The organism is Pseudomonas sp. FW305-E2, from assembly GCF_058782925.1.
Genome location: NZ_JBYSYE010000004.1, coordinates 258,037 through 274,858 on the forward strand (window position 1 = coordinate 258,037; position 16,822 = coordinate 274,858).

22 protein-coding genes are annotated in these 16,822 nt (G+C 61.7%); 1 reads left to right on the top strand and 21 read right to left on the bottom strand.

The window, feature by feature from the left end:
* From AC3WLP_RS06345 to AC3WLP_RS06395, 11 genes are all read right to left on the bottom strand, one after another.
* Complete coding sequence (locus tag AC3WLP_RS06345; RefSeq protein WP_088512842.1) at window positions 1-420, bottom strand: integrating conjugative element protein; 420 nt, start codon at window positions 418-420, stop codon at window positions 1-3.
* Window positions 417-971, bottom strand: a complete 555-nt coding sequence (locus tag AC3WLP_RS06350; RefSeq protein WP_088512841.1) for a lysozyme family protein — start codon at window positions 969-971, stop codon at window positions 417-419. The genes AC3WLP_RS06345 and AC3WLP_RS06350 overlap by 4 nt, the downstream gene beginning before the upstream one ends.
* Complete coding sequence (locus AC3WLP_RS06355) at window positions 953-1,672, bottom strand: TIGR03759 family integrating conjugative element protein (RefSeq protein WP_371919687.1); 720 nt, start codon at window positions 1,670-1,672, stop codon at window positions 953-955. The genes AC3WLP_RS06350 and AC3WLP_RS06355 overlap by 19 nt, the downstream gene beginning before the upstream one ends.
* 10 nt (window positions 1,673-1,682) lie before the next feature.
* Window positions 1,683-2,351: a hypothetical protein gene (locus AC3WLP_RS06360; protein WP_088512839.1), complete on the bottom strand. Its 669-nt coding sequence runs from the start codon at window positions 2,349-2,351 to the stop codon at window positions 1,683-1,685.
* Window positions 2,348-2,857: a PFGI-1 class ICE element type IV pilus protein PilL2 gene (pilL2, locus tag AC3WLP_RS06365; RefSeq protein ID WP_088512838.1), complete on the bottom strand. Its 510-nt coding sequence runs from the start codon at window positions 2,855-2,857 to the stop codon at window positions 2,348-2,350. The genes AC3WLP_RS06360 and pilL2 overlap by 4 nt, the downstream gene beginning before the upstream one ends.
* A gap of 131 nt (window positions 2,858-2,988) precedes the next feature.
* The gene (locus AC3WLP_RS06370; protein ID WP_088512837.1) at window positions 2,989-3,705 is read right to left on the bottom strand and encodes a DUF5983 family protein; all 717 of its coding nucleotides are present in this window, start codon (window positions 3,703-3,705) and stop codon (window positions 2,989-2,991) included.
* Between the two features lie 65 nt (window positions 3,706-3,770).
* Window positions 3,771-4,265 carry a JAB domain-containing protein gene (locus AC3WLP_RS06375; protein ID WP_088512836.1) on the bottom strand — a complete coding sequence of 165 codons (495 nt, stop codon included), beginning with the start codon at window positions 4,263-4,265 and terminating at the stop codon, window positions 3,771-3,773.
* A 68-nt stretch (window positions 4,266-4,333) separates the two neighbouring features.
* Entirely contained in the window at window positions 4,334-4,591 is a 258-nt protein-coding gene (locus tag AC3WLP_RS06380; protein WP_088512835.1) for a hypothetical protein, read from the bottom strand.
* Window positions 4,592-4,658: 67 nt separating this feature from the next.
* The gene (locus AC3WLP_RS06385; protein WP_088512834.1) at window positions 4,659-5,186 is read right to left on the bottom strand and encodes an STY4534 family ICE replication protein; all 528 of its coding nucleotides are present in this window, start codon (window positions 5,184-5,186) and stop codon (window positions 4,659-4,661) included.
* 743 nt (window positions 5,187-5,929) lie between these two features.
* Window positions 5,930-7,897, bottom strand: coding sequence for a DNA topoisomerase III (locus AC3WLP_RS06390; protein ID WP_088512833.1), 1,968 nt, complete (start codon window positions 7,895-7,897; stop codon window positions 5,930-5,932).
* Between the two features lie 98 nt (window positions 7,898-7,995).
* A complete protein-coding gene (locus AC3WLP_RS06395) occupies window positions 7,996-8,340 on the bottom strand; it encodes a helix-turn-helix domain-containing protein (protein ID WP_088512832.1) in 345 nt (114 codons plus the stop codon).
* Window positions 8,341-8,480: 140 nt separating this feature from the next.
* On the opposite strand from AC3WLP_RS06395, the gene AC3WLP_RS06400 reads away from it, so the two are divergent.
* Window positions 8,481-8,708, top strand: a complete 228-nt coding sequence (locus AC3WLP_RS06400; protein ID WP_088512831.1) for a hypothetical protein — start codon at window positions 8,481-8,483, stop codon at window positions 8,706-8,708.
* Window positions 8,709-8,802: 94 nt separating this feature from the next.
* Here AC3WLP_RS06400 and AC3WLP_RS06405 read toward each other — a convergent pair whose 3' ends face one another.
* From AC3WLP_RS06405 to AC3WLP_RS06450, 10 genes are all read right to left on the bottom strand, one after another.
* Window positions 8,803-9,231, bottom strand: a complete 429-nt coding sequence (locus AC3WLP_RS06405) for a single-stranded DNA-binding protein (RefSeq protein WP_088512830.1) — start codon at window positions 9,229-9,231, stop codon at window positions 8,803-8,805.
* A 4-nt stretch (window positions 9,232-9,235) separates the two neighbouring features.
* Window positions 9,236-9,730: a DUF3158 family protein gene (locus tag AC3WLP_RS06410; RefSeq protein WP_088512829.1), complete on the bottom strand. Its 495-nt coding sequence runs from the start codon at window positions 9,728-9,730 to the stop codon at window positions 9,236-9,238.
* Complete coding sequence (locus AC3WLP_RS06415; RefSeq protein ID WP_088512828.1) at window positions 9,727-10,482, bottom strand: PFL_4669 family integrating conjugative element protein; 756 nt, start codon at window positions 10,480-10,482, stop codon at window positions 9,727-9,729. Before AC3WLP_RS06415 ends, AC3WLP_RS06410 begins: the two co-directional genes overlap by 4 nt.
* A 150-nt stretch (window positions 10,483-10,632) precedes the next feature.
* On the bottom strand, window positions 10,633-11,850 hold the full coding sequence (locus AC3WLP_RS06420) for an STY4528 family pathogenicity island replication protein (protein WP_088512827.1): 1,218 nt from the start codon (window positions 11,848-11,850) through the stop codon (window positions 10,633-10,635).
* A complete protein-coding gene (locus AC3WLP_RS06425) occupies window positions 11,844-12,395 on the bottom strand; it encodes a DUF2857 domain-containing protein (RefSeq protein WP_088512826.1) in 552 nt (183 codons plus the stop codon). The genes AC3WLP_RS06420 and AC3WLP_RS06425 overlap by 7 nt, the downstream gene beginning before the upstream one ends.
* Window positions 12,396-12,411: 16 nt before the next feature.
* Window positions 12,412-13,950 (bottom strand): ParB family protein, encoded by a 1,539-nt coding sequence (locus AC3WLP_RS06430; RefSeq protein WP_088512825.1) that lies wholly within the window; start codon window positions 13,948-13,950, stop codon window positions 12,412-12,414.
* A 14-nt stretch (window positions 13,951-13,964) separates the two neighbouring features.
* Window positions 13,965-14,840: a ParA family protein gene (locus AC3WLP_RS06435; protein WP_088512824.1), complete on the bottom strand. Its 876-nt coding sequence runs from the start codon at window positions 14,838-14,840 to the stop codon at window positions 13,965-13,967.
* Window positions 14,841-14,842: 2 nt separating this feature from the next.
* The gene (locus AC3WLP_RS06440) at window positions 14,843-15,058 is read right to left on the bottom strand and encodes an AlpA family transcriptional regulator (RefSeq protein ID WP_088512823.1); all 216 of its coding nucleotides are present in this window, start codon (window positions 15,056-15,058) and stop codon (window positions 14,843-14,845) included.
* 113 nt (window positions 15,059-15,171) lie between these two features.
* Window positions 15,172-15,906, bottom strand: coding sequence for a hypothetical protein (locus tag AC3WLP_RS06445; protein ID WP_088512930.1), 735 nt, complete (start codon window positions 15,904-15,906; stop codon window positions 15,172-15,174).
* 677 nt (window positions 15,907-16,583) lie between these two features.
* A partial coding sequence (locus AC3WLP_RS06450; protein WP_146039857.1) for an aldehyde dehydrogenase family protein occupies window positions 16,584-16,822 on the bottom strand: 239 nt, incomplete at its 5' end.

A 16,822-nucleotide genomic window follows, 5' to 3' on the forward strand; every position in this document is an offset into this window, starting at 1 on the left:
TCACTGTTCCAGGCCGGTGGGCGTGATCAGCACCGGGTAGTGCTCCAGTTCCAACCGCTCGGCGATGTCGTCACCACTGACTGGCCAGATATTCAGTCCGGGCGCTGCCGTCTGGATGCGGCGCAGTGCCTGCGTGTCGTCGACTTCGACCACCAACCCGTTGGCACCCAGCTTTAATAGCGCCTGGGCGTGCCGTGACAGCCACTCCAGGGAGGCGGCGTCCTGCCCAACGAGGAACAGCGGCGTCATGCCGGGCAGGCTCAACGTTCTGGGTGGCACGGCGCCAGGGGAGAGTCGAGCGCTGCGCACTGGCAGCACCCAATTCAGCGCGGTGGGGTCGGGTGGACTGCTGGACTCGGCGCTCGCGGCAAGTGACAGCCAGGGGCAGAGAGCCAGGGCCACCCAGCGCAAACGGCTCATGGCAGGGTCCGCTCTGGTGCCGTCGCGACGGATTGGGCGCCTTGCCAGTGTCGGGTGAATTGACGGCGATAGCGTGCCGCAGGGGGACCGCCCGCGGGCCGGTGATAGCGGCCGGCGGCGACAACCCAGTCGCCGGTATCGGCATAGTGCGCGCGCAACAACTCGGCGGTGACAGCGAGGTTGGTGCGGGGATCGAGGGCATCGCAGGCGCTGGGGTAGCGGTCCGGATGGTAGCCCAGGTTGGTCTGTCCCAGTCCGACATCAATGCGCTTGGGATCGTGGTGGCGGAGCGCCTCCCTCAGCGCTGCACACGCCTCGTCGCGTCGGGCAAAGCGAAGCGGTGATCCAGCGACATTCAGGGTCCAGGGCCAGGGTATAAGGTGCCCGCGCAGGGGTGTACCACTTTCCTGCAGGGCGATGGCGAACAGCACCGAGGCGGGGATACCGGCGCGCGCCGCCGCTAATTGATACGCCGGCGGCGGCAAAACACCTGCGTGAGCGGCGGTGGCGCCGACCATCGTCAGGGCGAGGATCAATCGATTCGCTGCCATTTTCTGTCCACCTGCTGATAGCGGGCTGGCAGCGGCCGGCTGGCGCCCAGGGCAAACCAGCGGCCGCGGTCATGGTTCAAGGTGACCTGGCCGCCGCTGAATTGGGAAGCGGTGATGCCTGCGCCCTGCGCCCATTGGCGCAATCGCGTGTCGTTGCCTTGGCTGCCGACCAGGTACACGTCCAGTCGCGCACCGGCCTGTAGCCATTGCTGGAGGCTGCTCACACAGGCGGCGCAATGATCTTCCACGAAAACCGCCGTGCGGCTGCTGCTCGAGGGGCCGGCATCGTCGCTCATGTCCTGCACCGGTTGCAGGCCCGGGAATAGCCGCGCCCATGCCGCGGAGTAGGCTTTTTGGTAGGCCAATTCGCGCTCGGCACGCCTGGCTTCCAGACGAACCTGCAGTTCGGCGTAGCGCTGCCGCTCCTGATCCGAGTTGGCCTCGACACCCAGGGTGGTGAGGGGGTCAAGTTGCGGCGTCCAGTAATGACGGGGGCCAGTCTGCAGGCGTTCAAACGTGGCCCATTCGTCCTCCGTCAGGCCCCAGGCCTTGGCCTGGTCAGCTGCAAAATCCTGCCGCGCCAGCGGCGACTGCTCGCTAAACTGCACCTGAGCGTCGACATGCTTGGGGACGCTCAAGCCCTGATCGGCGAACGCGTAAGCCGGTAGCAGGATGAGCGTAGCAGCGAAAAACCTAGGCACGTTCACCTCCTCACGGGATGGGCAGGCTGCGATCGCCATGGCCTGGGACGTGGAACACGGCCTGGCCCTCGCGAATCGCCCGCAGTTGCCAACCGTTCAAGCTGTCGCCGGGCTGGAGCAGGTGCACGGTGGACAGGGCGTGGGCGCCGGCAGGCTGGGCGGCCACGAACCTGACGGTGCCGCGCGTTTCGATACCCAGCAGGGTGAAGGGCGGCCGCAGTGCTTTGGCGTTTGATTGATTGCGAAAGGGGGACGCTGGGGGCGCCGCGGCGGTCGGCACCTTAGCGGCGGTCGACAGTTTCTCCAGTATCACTTCTGCCGCGCCCATGCGTTGCGCTAGGGCGGTCAGATCGGCGCTGCTCGGTCCTGGCGGTACCGCCTGCAGAACTCTGACGGACGCCGCCAACTCGTCGAGTTGCTGGCCGAGCGTTGCCTGCGCAGTGGTGTGCTGGTGCTGGGCGTCTTCCAAGGCGGCGACTTGTGGCGACAGCGTGGACAGCGTGGTGCGCAATTCCCCGATATCGCGACGCAGTGACGGGCCAGGGTCAGCCGGCGCATTGCGCGCGGCGGTTTGCAGTTCTGCCAGTTGCTGATGCTGGTTGTAGCTTTCGGCCGCGAGCACGGCAGCACCCAGGCACAGGGCGCCGATCACCAAGGCCTGAAAATGGTGAACCTTCATGGTGCGGTCCCCAGTGTCGGGAAGGGGGGGGCGGGTGTGGGCAGGCGCAGGGCGTAGCACACGCGCCGCTCGACTGGGTCAATGTCGAGCCGCCAAGCGGGGCCACCGATGACGGTCAAGGCATCCAGCAGCGAGATCGGTCCGAGGTCGTGATGCACGGCAGGCAAGGGGCGGCCGAACAACCGTGCCACGGCAGGGCTGTCGGGACAGAGGGAGTAGCCCGAACGCTGCAGCACGTGGCGCAGTGCTTCCCCGACCGTCGCGTGCAGCGCGGGGGCGATCTGGACGTTGATCAACTGATACAGCGGTTGGCGCTGCTCCAGCGTTGGCAGGGTGCTGGCCAGGGTGTAGCGGTCCTGTCGGACCCAGGCGGGTACCGGGGACTTTGGCTTGGCCACTGCGGTCGGGGCCGGTGCCGGTGGCGCAGGGGTGGGCGCCGGTGGCGGCGTGCTGCAGCCCAGCAACGTGAGCATCAGTCCAAGCGTGAAGAAGGTGGGGGTATGCATGACCAGGTCTCGACAAAAGATGCCGACACCTTGTCGAAAAGCCAGAGTGCGTCCCCACTGAAAAATCGAATCTCGCCGGCCGATTTACGCTGGCGCAACCATGAAAAAGGCGCCCGGAGGGCGCCTTGAAGTCAGTCTTCGGTGAACAATGGCAGTTCGGGGAGCGGCCGTGCATCAGGGTCGAAGATCAGCAAACGGGTGTCTGCTTCACCGGCCAGCAAGAGCAGGCGCAGCAGGACCGGTGGCACATGATCTGCGCGCAGCCGTGCAGTCACTTCCTCAATGCAGCAGTAGCTGCCGCCTGCGGCAATGTTTTTGAGCCAGGGCGTCGAGTACAGCTTGCAGCCCAGCGCATTGTTGCTGCTCAGCTCAAAGCACTCGAAGAAACCCGACGGTGAACGACACCAAGCGCCTACCTGCAGGTACTCGAACTCTTGTGCCGGCAGGTGCGCACTGCTGATTTCCCAACTGCGGCTGTAGTGCCCTGTGGCAAAAGACAGTTGCTCAATCAACTGCTGTGCAGCTTCCTCACTGGGAAGATCGCTGACATGTTGCCGCTTGCCATGATGCAGGCCTGTGACCTGATACAGCACCTGGCTGATGGTACCGTCGGCAGGACATGGCATGCCGACAAACTCGGGCACGCTTTCGCCATCGGTGATCACCGCAAAGTCATCATCGAACAGGCACGGCTGGAAATTGATGCCGTCATCCGACAGGTCATTCAGGGCAGGGTGAAGGGATCGGTAGCAGGGTGGGCAATCGTCGGCGTAGCGGATCTGCACCACGCGTTCGTAGCTCAGATCCTGAAAGCCCCGTAGGAAGGGATTGCGAAGGGAAGTGGACATGGGGGCGCTCCAAGAAAACGAAGGTCACCCCGTACAGGCAGTGACCCTCCAAGTGGTGGGGATGGTCAGATCCAGCCGTATTCGGCCAGCGACAGCGGCGTGCCTTCACCCACGATGATGTGGTCCAGCACACGCACCTCAACCAGGGCCAAGGCCTCGATCAGGCGGGTAGTGAGCACCCGGTCGGCGCCGCTCGGTTCCGAACAGCCGGAGGGGTGGTTGTGGCTGAAGATCACCGCAGCGGCGTTGTGCTCGAGTGCCTTGACGACGACCTGGCGCGGATACACGGAGGCACCGTCGATGCTGCCGGTGAAGAGGATGTCGAAGCTCAGCACGCGGTGGCGCGAGTCCAGGCAGAGAAGGGCAAACACCTCATGGTGATAGGGAGCGAGCTGCAACTTCAGATAGGACGCTGCATCGCACGGCGTGATCAGTTGCTCGCCGCGCTGAAAGTAACGTTGATCCAGCAATTCCAGCGCTTCGGTCAGCAACGCATCCTCGCGGGCACGCTGGGGCAATGCAGGGTCGAGACGTTCGACTCGGTTCTGGGCAGTGTTCATGGGCAATTCCTCGAGGGAGACGGAGCGCCCCCAGGGGGAGAGCCCCAGGCTGGTGAGGGAGTGGTGAGTCACAGACGCGTAAAGCGGTGTCGAGCTCCGTGCAGTGGGCTATGGCAGCCCTCGCACGGTCGGGTGGAGAAGACCTCAATGCCGGTGCCAGTGCAGGGATCGAAATCAGCACTCAGTGGCAACAAGGCTTGCAGTTCGCTGCGCATATGGGCGATGCGTTGGTCGACCTCAGCCTCGCTGTAGTACAGCGACAGTGCACTGAAGTCTTCGTAGGCTACCGCCTGAAGGCAGTCCTCACAGAGCCAGAAGCTTTCCATGGCGACCTCCGACGTAGATGAACCACAGGCGTTCGTGAGAACGCCTGTGGTTGCCGGTCAAGCTGCCTCAGGCAGACTGGCGAGCTGCGGTGGATTTACGTGCAGCGGCCGGAGCAGGCTGAGGCTGTTCGGCGTCAGTGTCTGCCTCGTCCACTTCTGCTTCATCCTCAGGGGCAGCAGCAGACTCGGTGCGAGCAGGCGCTCGGTAGCTGAACTGGCCATCGACCTTGATCCATTCGATGAAGATCAGCCGGCCTTTGAGGCTCGCGCCGGGTTGCCCCTTGCGCTCGCCTTTCTCGTACATGAACGGATCAACCCAAAGGTCGCCAATGCGAAACGAGATAAGCACCTTGCGGTCCGCGCGGACGTCTTCCAGGTGTTCACGGATCAGCCGGTCGGCTTCACCGCTGGCGACCTTGCAGTCGAAGCGGGTGTACTCGACGTCGTCAGCGGCACCGTGCAAGGCGGCAATGTCACACGCCATGAACGCTTGCCCACGGCGAACCGGGACTTCGCGCACACGGTTCAAGTAACCGATGCCTTGGGTGTGCAGGTTGAAGTAGGTGGTAGGGGCGTTGTTGCTTGCAGTCGTCATGATAGATCTCCTGGTGAGCAGAAACGCGGACAGCCACCGGCCCTGGCGGCTGGTGAGTTCCGCAAGGGGACGTACACAAACGTGATCGTTTAGAGGGCGCTCATCACTGCGGGAGGCAGTAACCGTGCGAGCTACCGAACGCGGATCGCACTTGGGGAGAACCACCCGAAACGGGCGTAGCCTTGAAGGTTCTGGCTACCTGAACGCTGTCAACGACAGCGGTGTGCAGCCCATCTATAAAACCCCGGGAAAGGCCCGTCAACTGCGGATTCAACGCGCTCTAGGCAAGCGGAAATGGTTGGTGCTCAGTGGATTCTGAGAGGCGAAAAAATAGCCCGACGGTCGTCAGGCTAGGAGGAGTTGGACCACGTTTGACCCGGCAATCGGATACCGGAGTTCGTCGCAAAACCACCGTTATCGATCCACCTGAATCAACCGACCCTTGTCGTGGCCTGGGTCGGAATCAACTGGCACGCATCCGCGCACAAAAGGTGCCCAGTGTTTCGCCGGCGGGCACCGGAGCTGAGCATCGTCGCCGAAGCGGATGACCTGTACGACCTGGCATAAGTCGTACAAGTCATCCGCCTGGGCAACCTGAAAACGCTGAGAAGCGATCCGAGGACGCTGAGTAGTGTGGCTCCGAACTCTACGAGTTCGACCGAGCTGCCCGGAGCGTATCGGTCTTTGGTCGCCAAGCGGCGAGGGGCCTGATCACTACACCAGCGCCGCTGTCCCGCGTCAAGTTATGCGTCCTTCGAGCGTTTGGGCTTGGCCACCGGTTTGGTGCCTTTGCAATCCGGGTAGCGGGTACACGACCAGAAGCTGCCGGTGCGGCCCTTGCGCTGGCGCATGGCGCTGCGGCAGACCGGGCAGTGGGGTCCTTTCACCGGGGGTGGGCGCAGGGTCACCGAGGCATGTGAGCGGACCAGGCGGGTCAACCACTCCGCTTGCTTGGCGAGAAAGGTGTCGACGCTCAATTGGCCCGCTTCGATGCGGTCCAGCGCCTGCTCCCACAGCGCAGTCAGCACCGGGTCAGCCACCTCAGGCGGCACTGCCTCAATCAAGGTGTGGGCTGCGGCCGATGCCGCCAGGCTGCGTTTCCTCTTATTCAGATACCCGTGGTCGATCAAGCCCTGGATGATCGCCGCGCGGGTCGCCTCGGTACCCAGCCCGCAACTGTCTTTGAGCTTCTGTTTGAGGCGTGGGTCGGCCACCTGGTTGGCGATGGTTTTCATCGCCTTCACCAACGTGCCCTCCGTGTAAGCCTTCGGCGGCTGGGTACGCTGAGCGACCACCGTGGCATCCTTCAACGCCACCACGGTGGACTCGCGTAGCGTGGGCAAGCGTTGGGCCTGTTCGCTGGCCTCGTCGCCGTGGCTTTCGTCGATCACCGCCTTCCAGCCACGCGCCAGAATCTGCTTGCCGCGGGCCAGCAACGGATCGGTCCCGCTCTGCAGCAGCACCTGTGATTTCAAGTATTCGTGCTCCGGCAGAAACTGCGCCAGGTAGCGGGCGCGGATCAGCGCGTAGACTGCCTGCTCGCGTTCCGTAAGCTGGGCCAGGTCCAGGGCCACCGCGGTGGGGATGATGCCGTGGTGCGCGGTGATCTTGCTGCTGTTCCAGGCGCGAGAACGGCGGCAGCGGTCGACCTCTTGCAGTGCCTTGCCCAGGGATGGGCTGGCGGCGGCCAAGGCTCGAAGGATTCGTGGCACCTCGTCGAGCATGCTCTCGGGCAGGTAACCGCAGTCGGTGCGTGGGTAGGTCGTGGCCTTGTGAGTTTCGTACAGGGATTGTGCGGTGGCTAAGGTTTCCTGCGCGCCCAGGCCCAGCTTGGCAGAGCAGATCTCCTGCAAGGTGCCCAGGTCGAACGGCAGCGGCGGACCTTCGCGAACGTGCTCGACATCGATGCTCTGAACGCTCGCCGTCGCCTGCTGGTTCAGGCGTCGAGCCGCTTGCTGCGCCGCGACCTCTTCGATGCAGCGACCCGCGGCGTCACAGGCGGATTCCGGCGGCTGCCAGCGCGCTTTGAAGATTACGCCATCAGCCTCCACTTGGGCATCGACGATCCAGAACGGCTGCGACACAAAGCTCGCAATCGCCCGGTCGCGCTCCACCACCAGGCGCAGGGTTGGCGTCTGTACGCGCCCCACCGGCAGCAGACCCTCGAAGCCGGCACGACGGCCGAGCAGGGTGAACAGCCGACTCAGGTTGATGCCCACCAGCCAGTCGGCTCGCGAGCGGGCCAACGCGCAGTGGTACAGCGGCAATGTCTGCTCACCGGGCCGCAGCGCGGCCAAGGCGCGACGGATCGAGGCATCGTCGAGCGCGGACAGCCACAGGCGCGAGATCGGTCCCTGGTACTGGCAGCGTTCGAGAATCTCCCGGGCAATCATCTCGCCCTCGCGATCGGCGTCCGTGGCAATGATCACTTCGCAGCAGGTGCGCAGCAACTGACCGATCACCTTGAGCTGGCTGGCGACCTTGGGTTTGACCACCACCTTCCAGCGCGCGGGGATGATGGGTAGATGCTCGAGCGACCAGCGCTTGTAATCGCCATAGGCTTCCGGCGGTGCGGTTTCCAGCAGATGCCCGACGCACCACGTCACGGTGATGCCTTGCCCCTGCAGGCAGCCGTCTCCGCGACGGTTGGCCTGCAGGACGCGGGCAATGTCCCGGGCTTGGGATGGTTTCTCGCAAATAAACAGTCGCATGGATTGGCCCTCTCGATGAGTACCGACAGGGTGGCGGGGTGATTAGGGACTGCTAGCGAAAATACGATGGCGCCGCGCTCATATCGGCGGGGACAGACCTACTTGCGTTGAGCGAGGTGGCTGGCCAGCGTTTGCAGGAACTGCAGGGCGAACTGCTTATCCGCTTCGCTCAGTTCCTTGATGATCGAGGTGATCTGCTGGCCTTGATCCTGCGGGCGCGGACTGATGGCCAACAGCAGCTCATCGGCGGGGCAGCCATACAGGTCGGCCAATCGCAGCAGCTTACTGACCGAGAGCTCGACCTCACCACGCTCGAGCCGTGACACGGCTTCACCGGAGATCCCCAGGTGCTCGCCCACCTTCGCCTGGGTCAGATTGCGGGCGCGACGATACTCCGCCAGCTGGCGACCAATGTGATGTGGACTAGGCTCTTTCACTGGCAATGGGGGCACTCTCCAATTCGACCCATATGGTCGACCAGCCACCCAAAGATATGAACGACCTGAAAGGTTGACTGCCAACCCTATAAGGCGTATCACCGAAAATACCTGTAAGACCCGCCCGTCTCTACGGAGGAAAGCCCTTGCACGGATCAAACCAGCGTCAGACGGATGCGCTCGCGATCAAGGCCTACGAGTTGTTCATGGCCACCCACCTGGAACCGGACAATGCCGAGGCGCGTGCCACGTTGTTCGCCTGGGTTCAGGAGAGCCCGGAGCACTGGCAGGCGTTCCTTGCCCTGGACCAGTACCTGGCAGAGGTATCGCACGTGTTGCACGGCGATGGGGAAGGGAGGTCGCGACGGAACTGAACAGCGGCCGATAGCCGGGATTGCCCGCCGAGCAGGGCGTACGAACCCCAGTGGTATCGCGCGGCGGGCGCTCGCTCCACTGAGTACCACCTGATCAACCGGCCTTGCGTGGGGCTTTCTTGCCGTTCCCCTTGCGCCCGGACCCGGCGTTCTCCTGCGCCTTTTCACGCATGGACACTGACGCCAGGCGGTGCGGCAGGATACCGATGCGCCGTGCCTCCACCTTGAAGGTCACCCGCGCATTGTCCTCGCTGTCCTCCCATTCCTCTTTGACCGTGCGGCCCTCGACCAGGATGCGCATGCCTTTCTGGTACAAGGTGCTCCAGTGCTCGGCGTCACGGTGCCACAACTCGACCGGGGCCCAGTAGCCGCCGCGGTCCTCGTAACCGCCTTCACGCGGCACCGGGTTGTCGAAGTAGACGTTCAACCGCAGCAAGCGCCGCGGTTCATCCGGGGTGGTGTTGAACTCCTGAAACTCCGGCACGCTGCCGATGTTGCCTTCGCCAACAAATAACGTACTCATGAGGCTACTCCTCGGTGGGGGAACAGGAAAGGGCGCGTTCGGCGGCCTTGAGCTTGCTGACACCGGCACTGGCTTGCCGATACAGCGACTGCAGGCTGCTCATCTGCAGGTTCAGCACGACGCGGTTGGTCTCCAGTTGATACAGCGCCTGCCGCAGCTCCAGGTGCAGGTGCGGATGAACCACCGCTGCCTGCCACACCTGAACGCCCATGCGCTGAAAATCCGGACTACGCCAACGCAGGAAATCGGTACCCGTCGCGCTGTGCTGAATGACCAGTCGCAGGTCCAGCAAAACGAATGGCGGTTGCGCCATGATCGCCAGCATCAACCCCATCAGTTCGGCAACCTGGGTGCGCAGGCGCAGGATCGTGTCGGCGAACTGCTGCAGCTCCCCCTTACCCTTAAAAGGCTTTAAAAGGCCTTTTAGGGAGGCACCTTGTGCGAACTCGCGATAGGCATCCGTCGACAAGCGTCGGGCAATCGCCTCAGCCAAGGTCACGCGTCACCCCCTTCGTCCGAGACATCCGGTAGCGGCGGGGCCTCGGCCTCCAGCGATTCAGGCGGCTCAGTGATCGAGGCCGGGCTGGTGCGCACAATCGGTGGGGCGAACTGGGAGCGGCGGGTGCCTTCCAGAATGTCCAAGGGCGGCGTACCAAACTTCTCGACGACTTCGCGAGCCCGGGCGTTATTGGCGGCCATATCACCCCGGGTGACGCCCGCCAGGCGGTAGTTCTGGGCCAGGCCGAGCAGGCTGCGCAGGTGATGGGCCCCGCCATCGATCCAGCTTTCCATGTCGACCCGGCCGATCAGCGCGGTGTGGTGGGCGAGCAGTACACGACGGACCAGGGTGTCGTAATCGGTGAGCAGGTAGACCGCGAGAAAACCGAGCTGACTGCCGATATACAGCGGTAGGGTCACCGGGTGGATGTTGAGGTTGTCACCGACATCGATCTGGGTGGGCAGGTCGCGCTCCACTTGACTGACCTGGTGGACCAGATTGCGTATCTCTGCCTTGGTCTGCAGCAATTTTTCCTCCAGCTGCAGCATGAACCAGTCGGCGTACGGGTCATCCTGACTGCTGGCTTGCTTAAGCAGATTGGTGACGGCGATGTAGCCAGGCATGCCGAGGATGGGATGCACGCCCTCGCGCCGCGAGCGACCCTGCCACAGCCGCGCCGCATGATGGGTGTGTAGGGTCAGGGTGATGCTGCTGCGCAGGGACCCCAGGTTGAGTTGGTAGTGATCGGCCATCGCCCGTACCTCGCCGTCGGAATGACGCCGACGATGGCCTGGTCTGTGAAGGCCTACGAGCATCAACACGAAGATGATCAGGTCACATTTTTCCGGCTGTGGACGTCGCTGGAAATGATCGCATTGGCATTGATTCCACCGACGTCCAGCCTACGCCGGCGCACTGACTCCGCGACAGCGTTGCTTCAGTTCCTCGAGACAGGAAAGGGCCAGGGGAGAGGCAGTCCGTTGGCCGCTGCGGCGTGGCGGCTCGTTGGGTGGGTGCGGCATGGGCTCGGATTTCGTCGCTCGGGATTGTACGGGTGCCGAGGTCGACGCTTCAGCGCGGGCAGCCCACAAGGTGAACTCACCTTGGCAGGCGCGCTTGATCAAACCCATCAGATAGGCGACTGGTTTGCGGATTTCTCCGCGAGCGCAGCGCACCGCCGCTTCGTTGATTACCGCTTGTTGCTGTTCCGGCTCGAGCTGACGCATCGCCTGGGAGGCCATGCGTCGCTCGGTCGGGTTCAGCGGTAAGTCTTCGGGCCATCGCGCTCGACCAAATTCCACTTGCCCCAGTACTGTACTTTTTTTGCTTTTGTCTTTCTGTACAGTACGGGCAGCGTCGGCATTCCGAACATCAGCCAAAACCGGTGCTTTGCCGCAGGATTCGGAATCAGCTGCTGCGGCGCCAAAATCCCGAACGGGGTGGGGCTCGCCAGGTTCGGAATTCTCCGCATTGCCGCACGTTAGCGGCAGCGCTTGCTGTTGCTCTGTCGGAACTGCCGCGGCTAGCTGATCTTTGTCTGCTTGCGCCACCTGCTGGTCGGCCAGGATCTCCTCAATGACGTGCTGCGTCACATCCCGCACGCCTTTGTTAGCGTGGCTAAGGTTCTGCTGCAGTAGGGTCGCGTAGCCGATGTCGAGTTCAAGCTGCTCGGCCGGAGTCAACGGATCGCCGTGCAGCACGTAGACACAGCCACGCAGGCAGCCCTGGGCATCACGTGAGCGGTCAACGAGGCTGAGCCAGCGAGTGGTGCGCAATATGTTGAGCGCGCGGGCAATGGTCTCGCGTGAGGCTTGGGTGCCGCAGGGGCTGGTGGCCAGATACGGTTGCAGGTCTTGGTAGCGTGGGGTTCTGACCTTGCGCTCGGTGATAAGCCAGTGCAACACCTGCCAGGTATTGCGCTCCAAGGGTGTCAGTCGACGATCCAGCAGCAGCGCCATCGGCAGCGGATTGTTGTCGCCGTAGTAGATGGTGCGCACCGCAGGGGCCTCTCCGGCGTCGACCAGCTTGGCCTGCGCAGCCTGCCATTCATTCCGCCGGCGCAGTGCGTCGTAGCACTGGCGCACCACGTCCTGCCAGTCGACTTCGTAGAAACTCAGCACGGTGCACCTCCGTACAGCTCAACCTGCTGCCAGACCAGGGTCAGGGTGATGTGTTGCTCCTCAGCCAACATCATCATCGTGTCCAGGGGATCGTTGTCGGGATCCTCCGCTCGAAGCTGGCTCCAACGGTTCCACACTGCGTGCTCCTGGGCCTCGCTAAGTTGAACCGGTCGGCCGCGGTGTGTCTCGATCTTAAGCACGCGCCGGCGCAAGGCGGTTTCCGAATGGTCCAGGCCGAAGCAGCGGTACATGATGGTGGAGCTCGCCCCCAGCTTGAGTGCCCGGTTGATCAACCGCTCGTTCTGCTCGTCACGTTCAGCCTGGGCGATGAGGCGACGCAGCACGGTCGTGTCGACCTTGACTTCGACCCAGGCGATCGACGAATGCGCCAGGTGCGAAAGGGTGGTCGGCGGCAGCGACTGCAACACCTCGATGTCTTCATCGGCCAGCCCCAGGGCTTTGCAGCGCTGCAGACGGCCATGGCGCAGCTCATGCAGCACCTGGTTCAACATGGCATGGTTCAACAGATTGAAGGTCGTGCTCATGAGGCCGCTCCTCACGTTAACGAGTGGTCGACAGCGTCAGCTCAATCAGCTGCCGGGCGTGGCGAATCAGCATGAACAGTTGCTCGAGTTGGGCGTCGGGGAGCCGCTCGAGGCCTACCGTCAGGGCAGGGCGTTCGGCAAAAGGCAGGTCGTAGGCACCAATCAGCAGTTGTCCAAAGAGGGCGGAGGGTAACTGTTGGCGCTCTTTCCAGCTCACGTCGTCCTGCAGCCGTAGCAGCGCGGAAAGCAGCAGTTGAATGCCAGTGTGACGGGCACTCATCTGCTCGCCGTGGTCGGGTGCTAGCGTAAAACCCAGGCCATCCGTGTGTGGACTGACCATGGCACTGGCATCGGCGAAGGTGGCGAGATCGGCCGCCAGCGCGGCGCAGCGCTCACGCAAGGCACTGAGGTCATCCTCTGGCAGAGACTGGAGTGGCGCCGAGCCAACCGGCACCTGAACGGACTGAGGGTCGTCCGATCTTTCGGCGAACGGCGGTTCGTCAATCAGTGCCTGGCGGATGTGGGGAAGACGTGGCGCTTGCAACTGGGTGGTGTCGCCGTCGCTATCGTCCTGATCAGCGCTGGGAAACTCGGACGCTGTTTTGGGCAAGTCTTCGATGGCCAATGACTGCGGCGGTGCATCGGGGGGTAGGTCTTGGAGCAGGCCCGGTAGGGTACTCGACTGAAGCGGCGAGGGTTGGTGTTTTTGGTGCAACTCCAGGGCCAGCAGTCGAGGTGTCTGCTCGAGGATCACCGACATCCTGGCCAGCAGTTCGTCCTGCAGCTCGCCCGCGTCCAGCTCGGGCTTATCACCGTCATACATCGACAGTGCTTCGAGCCAGAGCTGCACAAACTGTAGGGCTTCGCCAAAATGCTGGTTCCAGATTGACTCCGCCCGGCGCCGCAAACTGATGAGTCGTGTGATGGTAGGTTTACCGAGACCGGCGTACAGCGCCTGCGGGATAGCAGGCAGCAGGTACTCAAGCGTGTCGAACATGCGGCTGATCTGCGATTGTGAGATCGGGTAGCCACCTTGGCTCAGGCGTGAAGAAAGCTCGCGCTGACTCAGTGATTCATCAGGTCCTTGAAGCATGCCCTGCAATTGCGCCACCGCCAGCGCCCGCTCAATGAAGGTCAGCTGGCCATGCAGATCGCTTTCGGCCAGGTGCCCGAGCAATGCATGCGCCTCGGACTGCCAAGGCCGGAACAGGCAGTGGATGCGGAAAAACCGTTCTTCGCGGGTTTCCTGCCAGAGTTCGCCAAGGATACTCAGGCGAGTGTTGCCACCGTTGCGGATAATGAAGTGCGGTTCGTTTGGACGACGGGTGATGGAAGGCGGCTGGTCCAGCCCGCGTTCGCGGATCGAAGCCTTGATGTCGTCGTACAGGGGGTTGCGGACCACGCGTGGATTCAGCTCATACGGGCGCAATTGCTCAAGGGTGACCACCATCGAGGTATCGGCGATCGGTAAGGACGAAATCTCGTGGCCATGATTCTGCGGAAAATGCGCCTGCTGCAGTTGACGCGTAATGTCTTCGGACGTTGGCGGCTTCATTACTCATCCTCCGTTCAGCCGCGACGGACCAATTCGTGTCCAGCAGACTGTTGGCCTGGCACGCGGACTCCCAAGGAAAGAAGCTGTTCGGTCCACTGAGGGAAGAGCTCGGCTGCCAGTGCGCGCATCACCCGAGCAGCGCACGGACTGCGGCTGCCGGACGGTGGCGTAGGTTCCACTCGGTGCACGGGAAGCCCCAGCGACGCAGCGTTCGTGTAAGCCACGCGGTCGGGAATCGTCGTGCTGCAGACGCTGACATGTGGATCGGCTTGGAAGGAAGCTTGCAGGCTCTGCATGATCAAGCGGGTGTCGCGGCGATTGGCATTGACCTGATTGAGCAGCAGCTTCACCGACGGCAGAGAGACCCCCAGGTAGCGGTAGGGCTCCAACTCCTCGAACAACCCCAGCGTGCCCCGGCGCAGCTCGCGAGCGGCGAGCATTTCTGGCGGGACCGGACACAGCGCACAGTCAGTGGCCAGAATCACCATCTCGACCACCACGCTGCGCGCACCCTGGGTATCGATGATCAATACATCGTAGAGCTTTTCGAAGGCGGACAGCAGATTGCGCAGCCGCAATCGGCCATCGGCTGCGTGCAAAAGCAGAGTGCCGATGTGCCCAGCCCGGTCGTTGGACACGATCAGGTCCAGGTGTGGGATGACGGTGGCGGAAATCACCAACTCTGGCGTTGTGAGCCCCTGCGCGATCAGTTCAAAGCTGCCGGCCTCACGGTTCTTGAGCAAGGCGTAGTAGCTGGAGAGTGTTGGCTGGCTGTCCAGATCCAGCAGCAGCACGCGAAGGCCTGCATCGGCAAGTAATCCACCCAGGTTGGCGGCAACAGTCGTCTTGCCTGCGCCGCCCTTGGTCGAGATCAGCGAAAGAACGTCCATGATTAGTTCCCGCTGGACAGCCGGTCTTGGACCCACTGCTCGATTTCCAGCGAGTCCCAGCCGACAGCGCGGGTGCCGATCCGCCGGCATTGCGGGAACTGGCCGGACTTCATCAGGTTGTAGATGTGCGAGCGCTTGAAGCCGGTTTTTTGCTCCACCTCATCGCGGCGCATGATGTGACGGCCGGAGGAAGTGGAAGTAGAGGCAGTTGGTTGCATGATGTCACTCCTTAGCACCGAATGGCGCGTGGTGGGCTGTGACACTCAGTCAACATCTGGAGTAGGCGAAAGTCATTGCCAGGCAATCGCTAGGATTGCCTGGCAATCGCGGGTTATGCCCGTCCGGCTTGGGCAAAACGTCGCCGGGCTTCTGCAAATTTCCGATCTATGGTGCGTTTGCTCAGGCCATAAATGTTCGGAAACTGTGTGATGATCGCATCGACCACAGCTGCTTGATTTTTATAAATCGACTGCAATTGGCCCCTTGTTGATTTGCCTAATATGACAGTAAGCAGGGCGCCGATGATTATGTACGTCACTGTTTCGGATGTTTCAGACAGTATCTCAGAAGAGTCCAACGGAGCTGTTAATCCACAGTGCCGGGATTTGGCAGGCTTTCCATCCGGGGGCGAAGAAGTGATGCGGCGGCTGTTCTCGAGTTCACGTAGGATAGCGTCACGATCGGCTTTCAGAGCGAGATATACGCCTAAGCTCACACAGTGGCAATGGACGTTTTCTTTATCAAACAGGAAGGTTGGCTTCTCGTGTGGGTAGTTGCGAGCGAACCAAACTCGCAGATCCGAATGGCGAATCGACCAATAGGCGCGCTCCACTTTGTCGCTCAGTGCAATGGGGCCTCCGAGGTAGGTCGCTGGTAATTCTCCACTGATAATGGCATCGTAGATGCGCTCGGCGTACAGGTGGAGAGTGGGCCATTGCGGAAAGTGCTTAAGCAGACAACCTGGTTGTGAGAGCTCGATTTGCAGGATCTCGGTTTCGTGGTCCTCAAGACCGCACCAAAGGATCGCGGCATCGATCGGATGATAAGAGCTTTTGAACGAGACCATGACAGCCTCCTGCTGAATAATTCCTGTTTTACTGCCGAGCAAATATTGGCTCAGCTGGTTTAGAGTCATTTCGGAGATTAGCTTTCGAGTCATTGCTGTTGATATCGGTTAGGGAGACTCTCCGTAAGAAGTTTGGTTGCGACAAGCTTTGACGTCATTGCATGTGCTTAGCAAAGCCGTCTTTTGTTTCCGAGGTTCATTTCAAGCCAAGGCTAGATGCTCAGACAGTTAAACTGATCGGATTGCTAATTTTCTGAGCTTACTATGCCTATTAGTTCTACTTATTAATAAAGAGTGGCAAGATTCTTTTGAGCGCAGCGCCCATCATACCATCTAGCATTTTGAGCTCTAGGTACACGCTCTGCCACGATTGTCTGCCGTCCGTCGGCTTATGACTAGAGCAAGGGGTCGAACCACCCCACGCTGTAGCGTGCAACGGATCAGTCGCTGGCTTTGCTGTTTGTCTGGTGAGATTGATGCCTGCGGGGCGCATCCTCGCAGTAGGAGTGGAGTGCACCTGAGTTTTGTACAGATTTTCTTACTAATGGTTTAAAAAAATCGCTTGCTGATAGGCACTTATCCCATCCATTCTAGGCGTATTAGTAGTTCAAATCTGAATGGCACCTGTCTAGGGGTAGAATAAATGGGTTGTTGATTGGTCTAGTAAGTTGGTTGGATCAGGGCGGGTCTTCTTCTTGACCTATTTTGATGTACGACAGAATGCTATCCAGTTGTCGCTGTGAGATGACGGGCCCCATGTTGGATTGGGTGTCCAGGCTGCGCCCAACCTTGAGGGTGTCCATGAAATCCATCAGTTGCTCTGAGAATTCATCCACCAGAGATCGTTGTACCAACACCCTGGTGCCAGCGAAGCAAATCTGCCCTGAGTTAGCGAAAACCCCCATAGCCGCGCCGG

Excerpts from the sequence above, each read along its gene's own strand:
- AC3WLP_RS06345 (WP_088512842.1), bottom strand. The coding sequence starts at position 420 with ATGAGCCGTTTGCGCTGGGTGGCCCTGGCTCTCTGCCCCTGGCTGTCA.
- AC3WLP_RS06350 (WP_088512841.1), bottom strand. The coding sequence starts at position 971 with ATGGCAGCGAATCGATTGATCCTCGCCCTGACGATGGTCGGCGCCACC.
- AC3WLP_RS06360 (WP_088512839.1), bottom strand. The coding sequence starts at position 2,351 with ATGAAGGTTCACCATTTTCAGGCCTTGGTGATCGGCGCCCTGTGCCTG.
- pilL2 (WP_088512838.1), bottom strand. The coding sequence starts at position 2,857 with ATGCATACCCCCACCTTCTTCACGCTTGGACTGATGCTCACGTTGCTG.
- AC3WLP_RS06370 (WP_088512837.1), bottom strand. The coding sequence starts at position 3,705 with ATGTCCACTTCCCTTCGCAATCCCTTCCTACGGGGCTTTCAGGATCTG.
- AC3WLP_RS06375 (WP_088512836.1), bottom strand. The coding sequence starts at position 4,265 with ATGAACACTGCCCAGAACCGAGTCGAACGTCTCGACCCTGCATTGCCC.
- AC3WLP_RS06380 (WP_088512835.1), bottom strand. The coding sequence starts at position 4,591 with ATGGAAAGCTTCTGGCTCTGTGAGGACTGCCTTCAGGCGGTAGCCTAC.
- AC3WLP_RS06385 (WP_088512834.1), bottom strand. The coding sequence starts at position 5,186 with ATGACGACTGCAAGCAACAACGCCCCTACCACCTACTTCAACCTGCAC.
- AC3WLP_RS06390 (WP_088512833.1), bottom strand. The coding sequence starts at position 7,897 with ATGCGACTGTTTATTTGCGAGAAACCATCCCAAGCCCGGGACATTGCC.
- AC3WLP_RS06405 (WP_088512830.1), bottom strand. The coding sequence starts at position 9,231 with ATGAGTACGTTATTTGTTGGCGAAGGCAACATCGGCAGCGTGCCGGAG.
- AC3WLP_RS06415 (WP_088512828.1), bottom strand. The coding sequence starts at position 10,482 with ATGGCCGATCACTACCAACTCAACCTGGGGTCCCTGCGCAGCAGCATC.
- AC3WLP_RS06425 (WP_088512826.1), bottom strand. The coding sequence starts at position 12,395 with ATGAGCACGACCTTCAATCTGTTGAACCATGCCATGTTGAACCAGGTG.
- AC3WLP_RS06430 (WP_088512825.1), bottom strand. The coding sequence starts at position 13,950 with ATGAAGCCGCCAACGTCCGAAGACATTACGCGTCAACTGCAGCAGGCG.
- AC3WLP_RS06435 (WP_088512824.1), bottom strand. The coding sequence starts at position 14,840 with ATGGACGTTCTTTCGCTGATCTCGACCAAGGGCGGCGCAGGCAAGACG.
- AC3WLP_RS06440 (WP_088512823.1), bottom strand. The coding sequence starts at position 15,058 with ATGCAACCAACTGCCTCTACTTCCACTTCCTCCGGCCGTCACATCATG.
- AC3WLP_RS06445 (WP_088512930.1), bottom strand. The coding sequence starts at position 15,906 with ATGGTCTCGTTCAAAAGCTCTTATCATCCGATCGATGCCGCGATCCTT.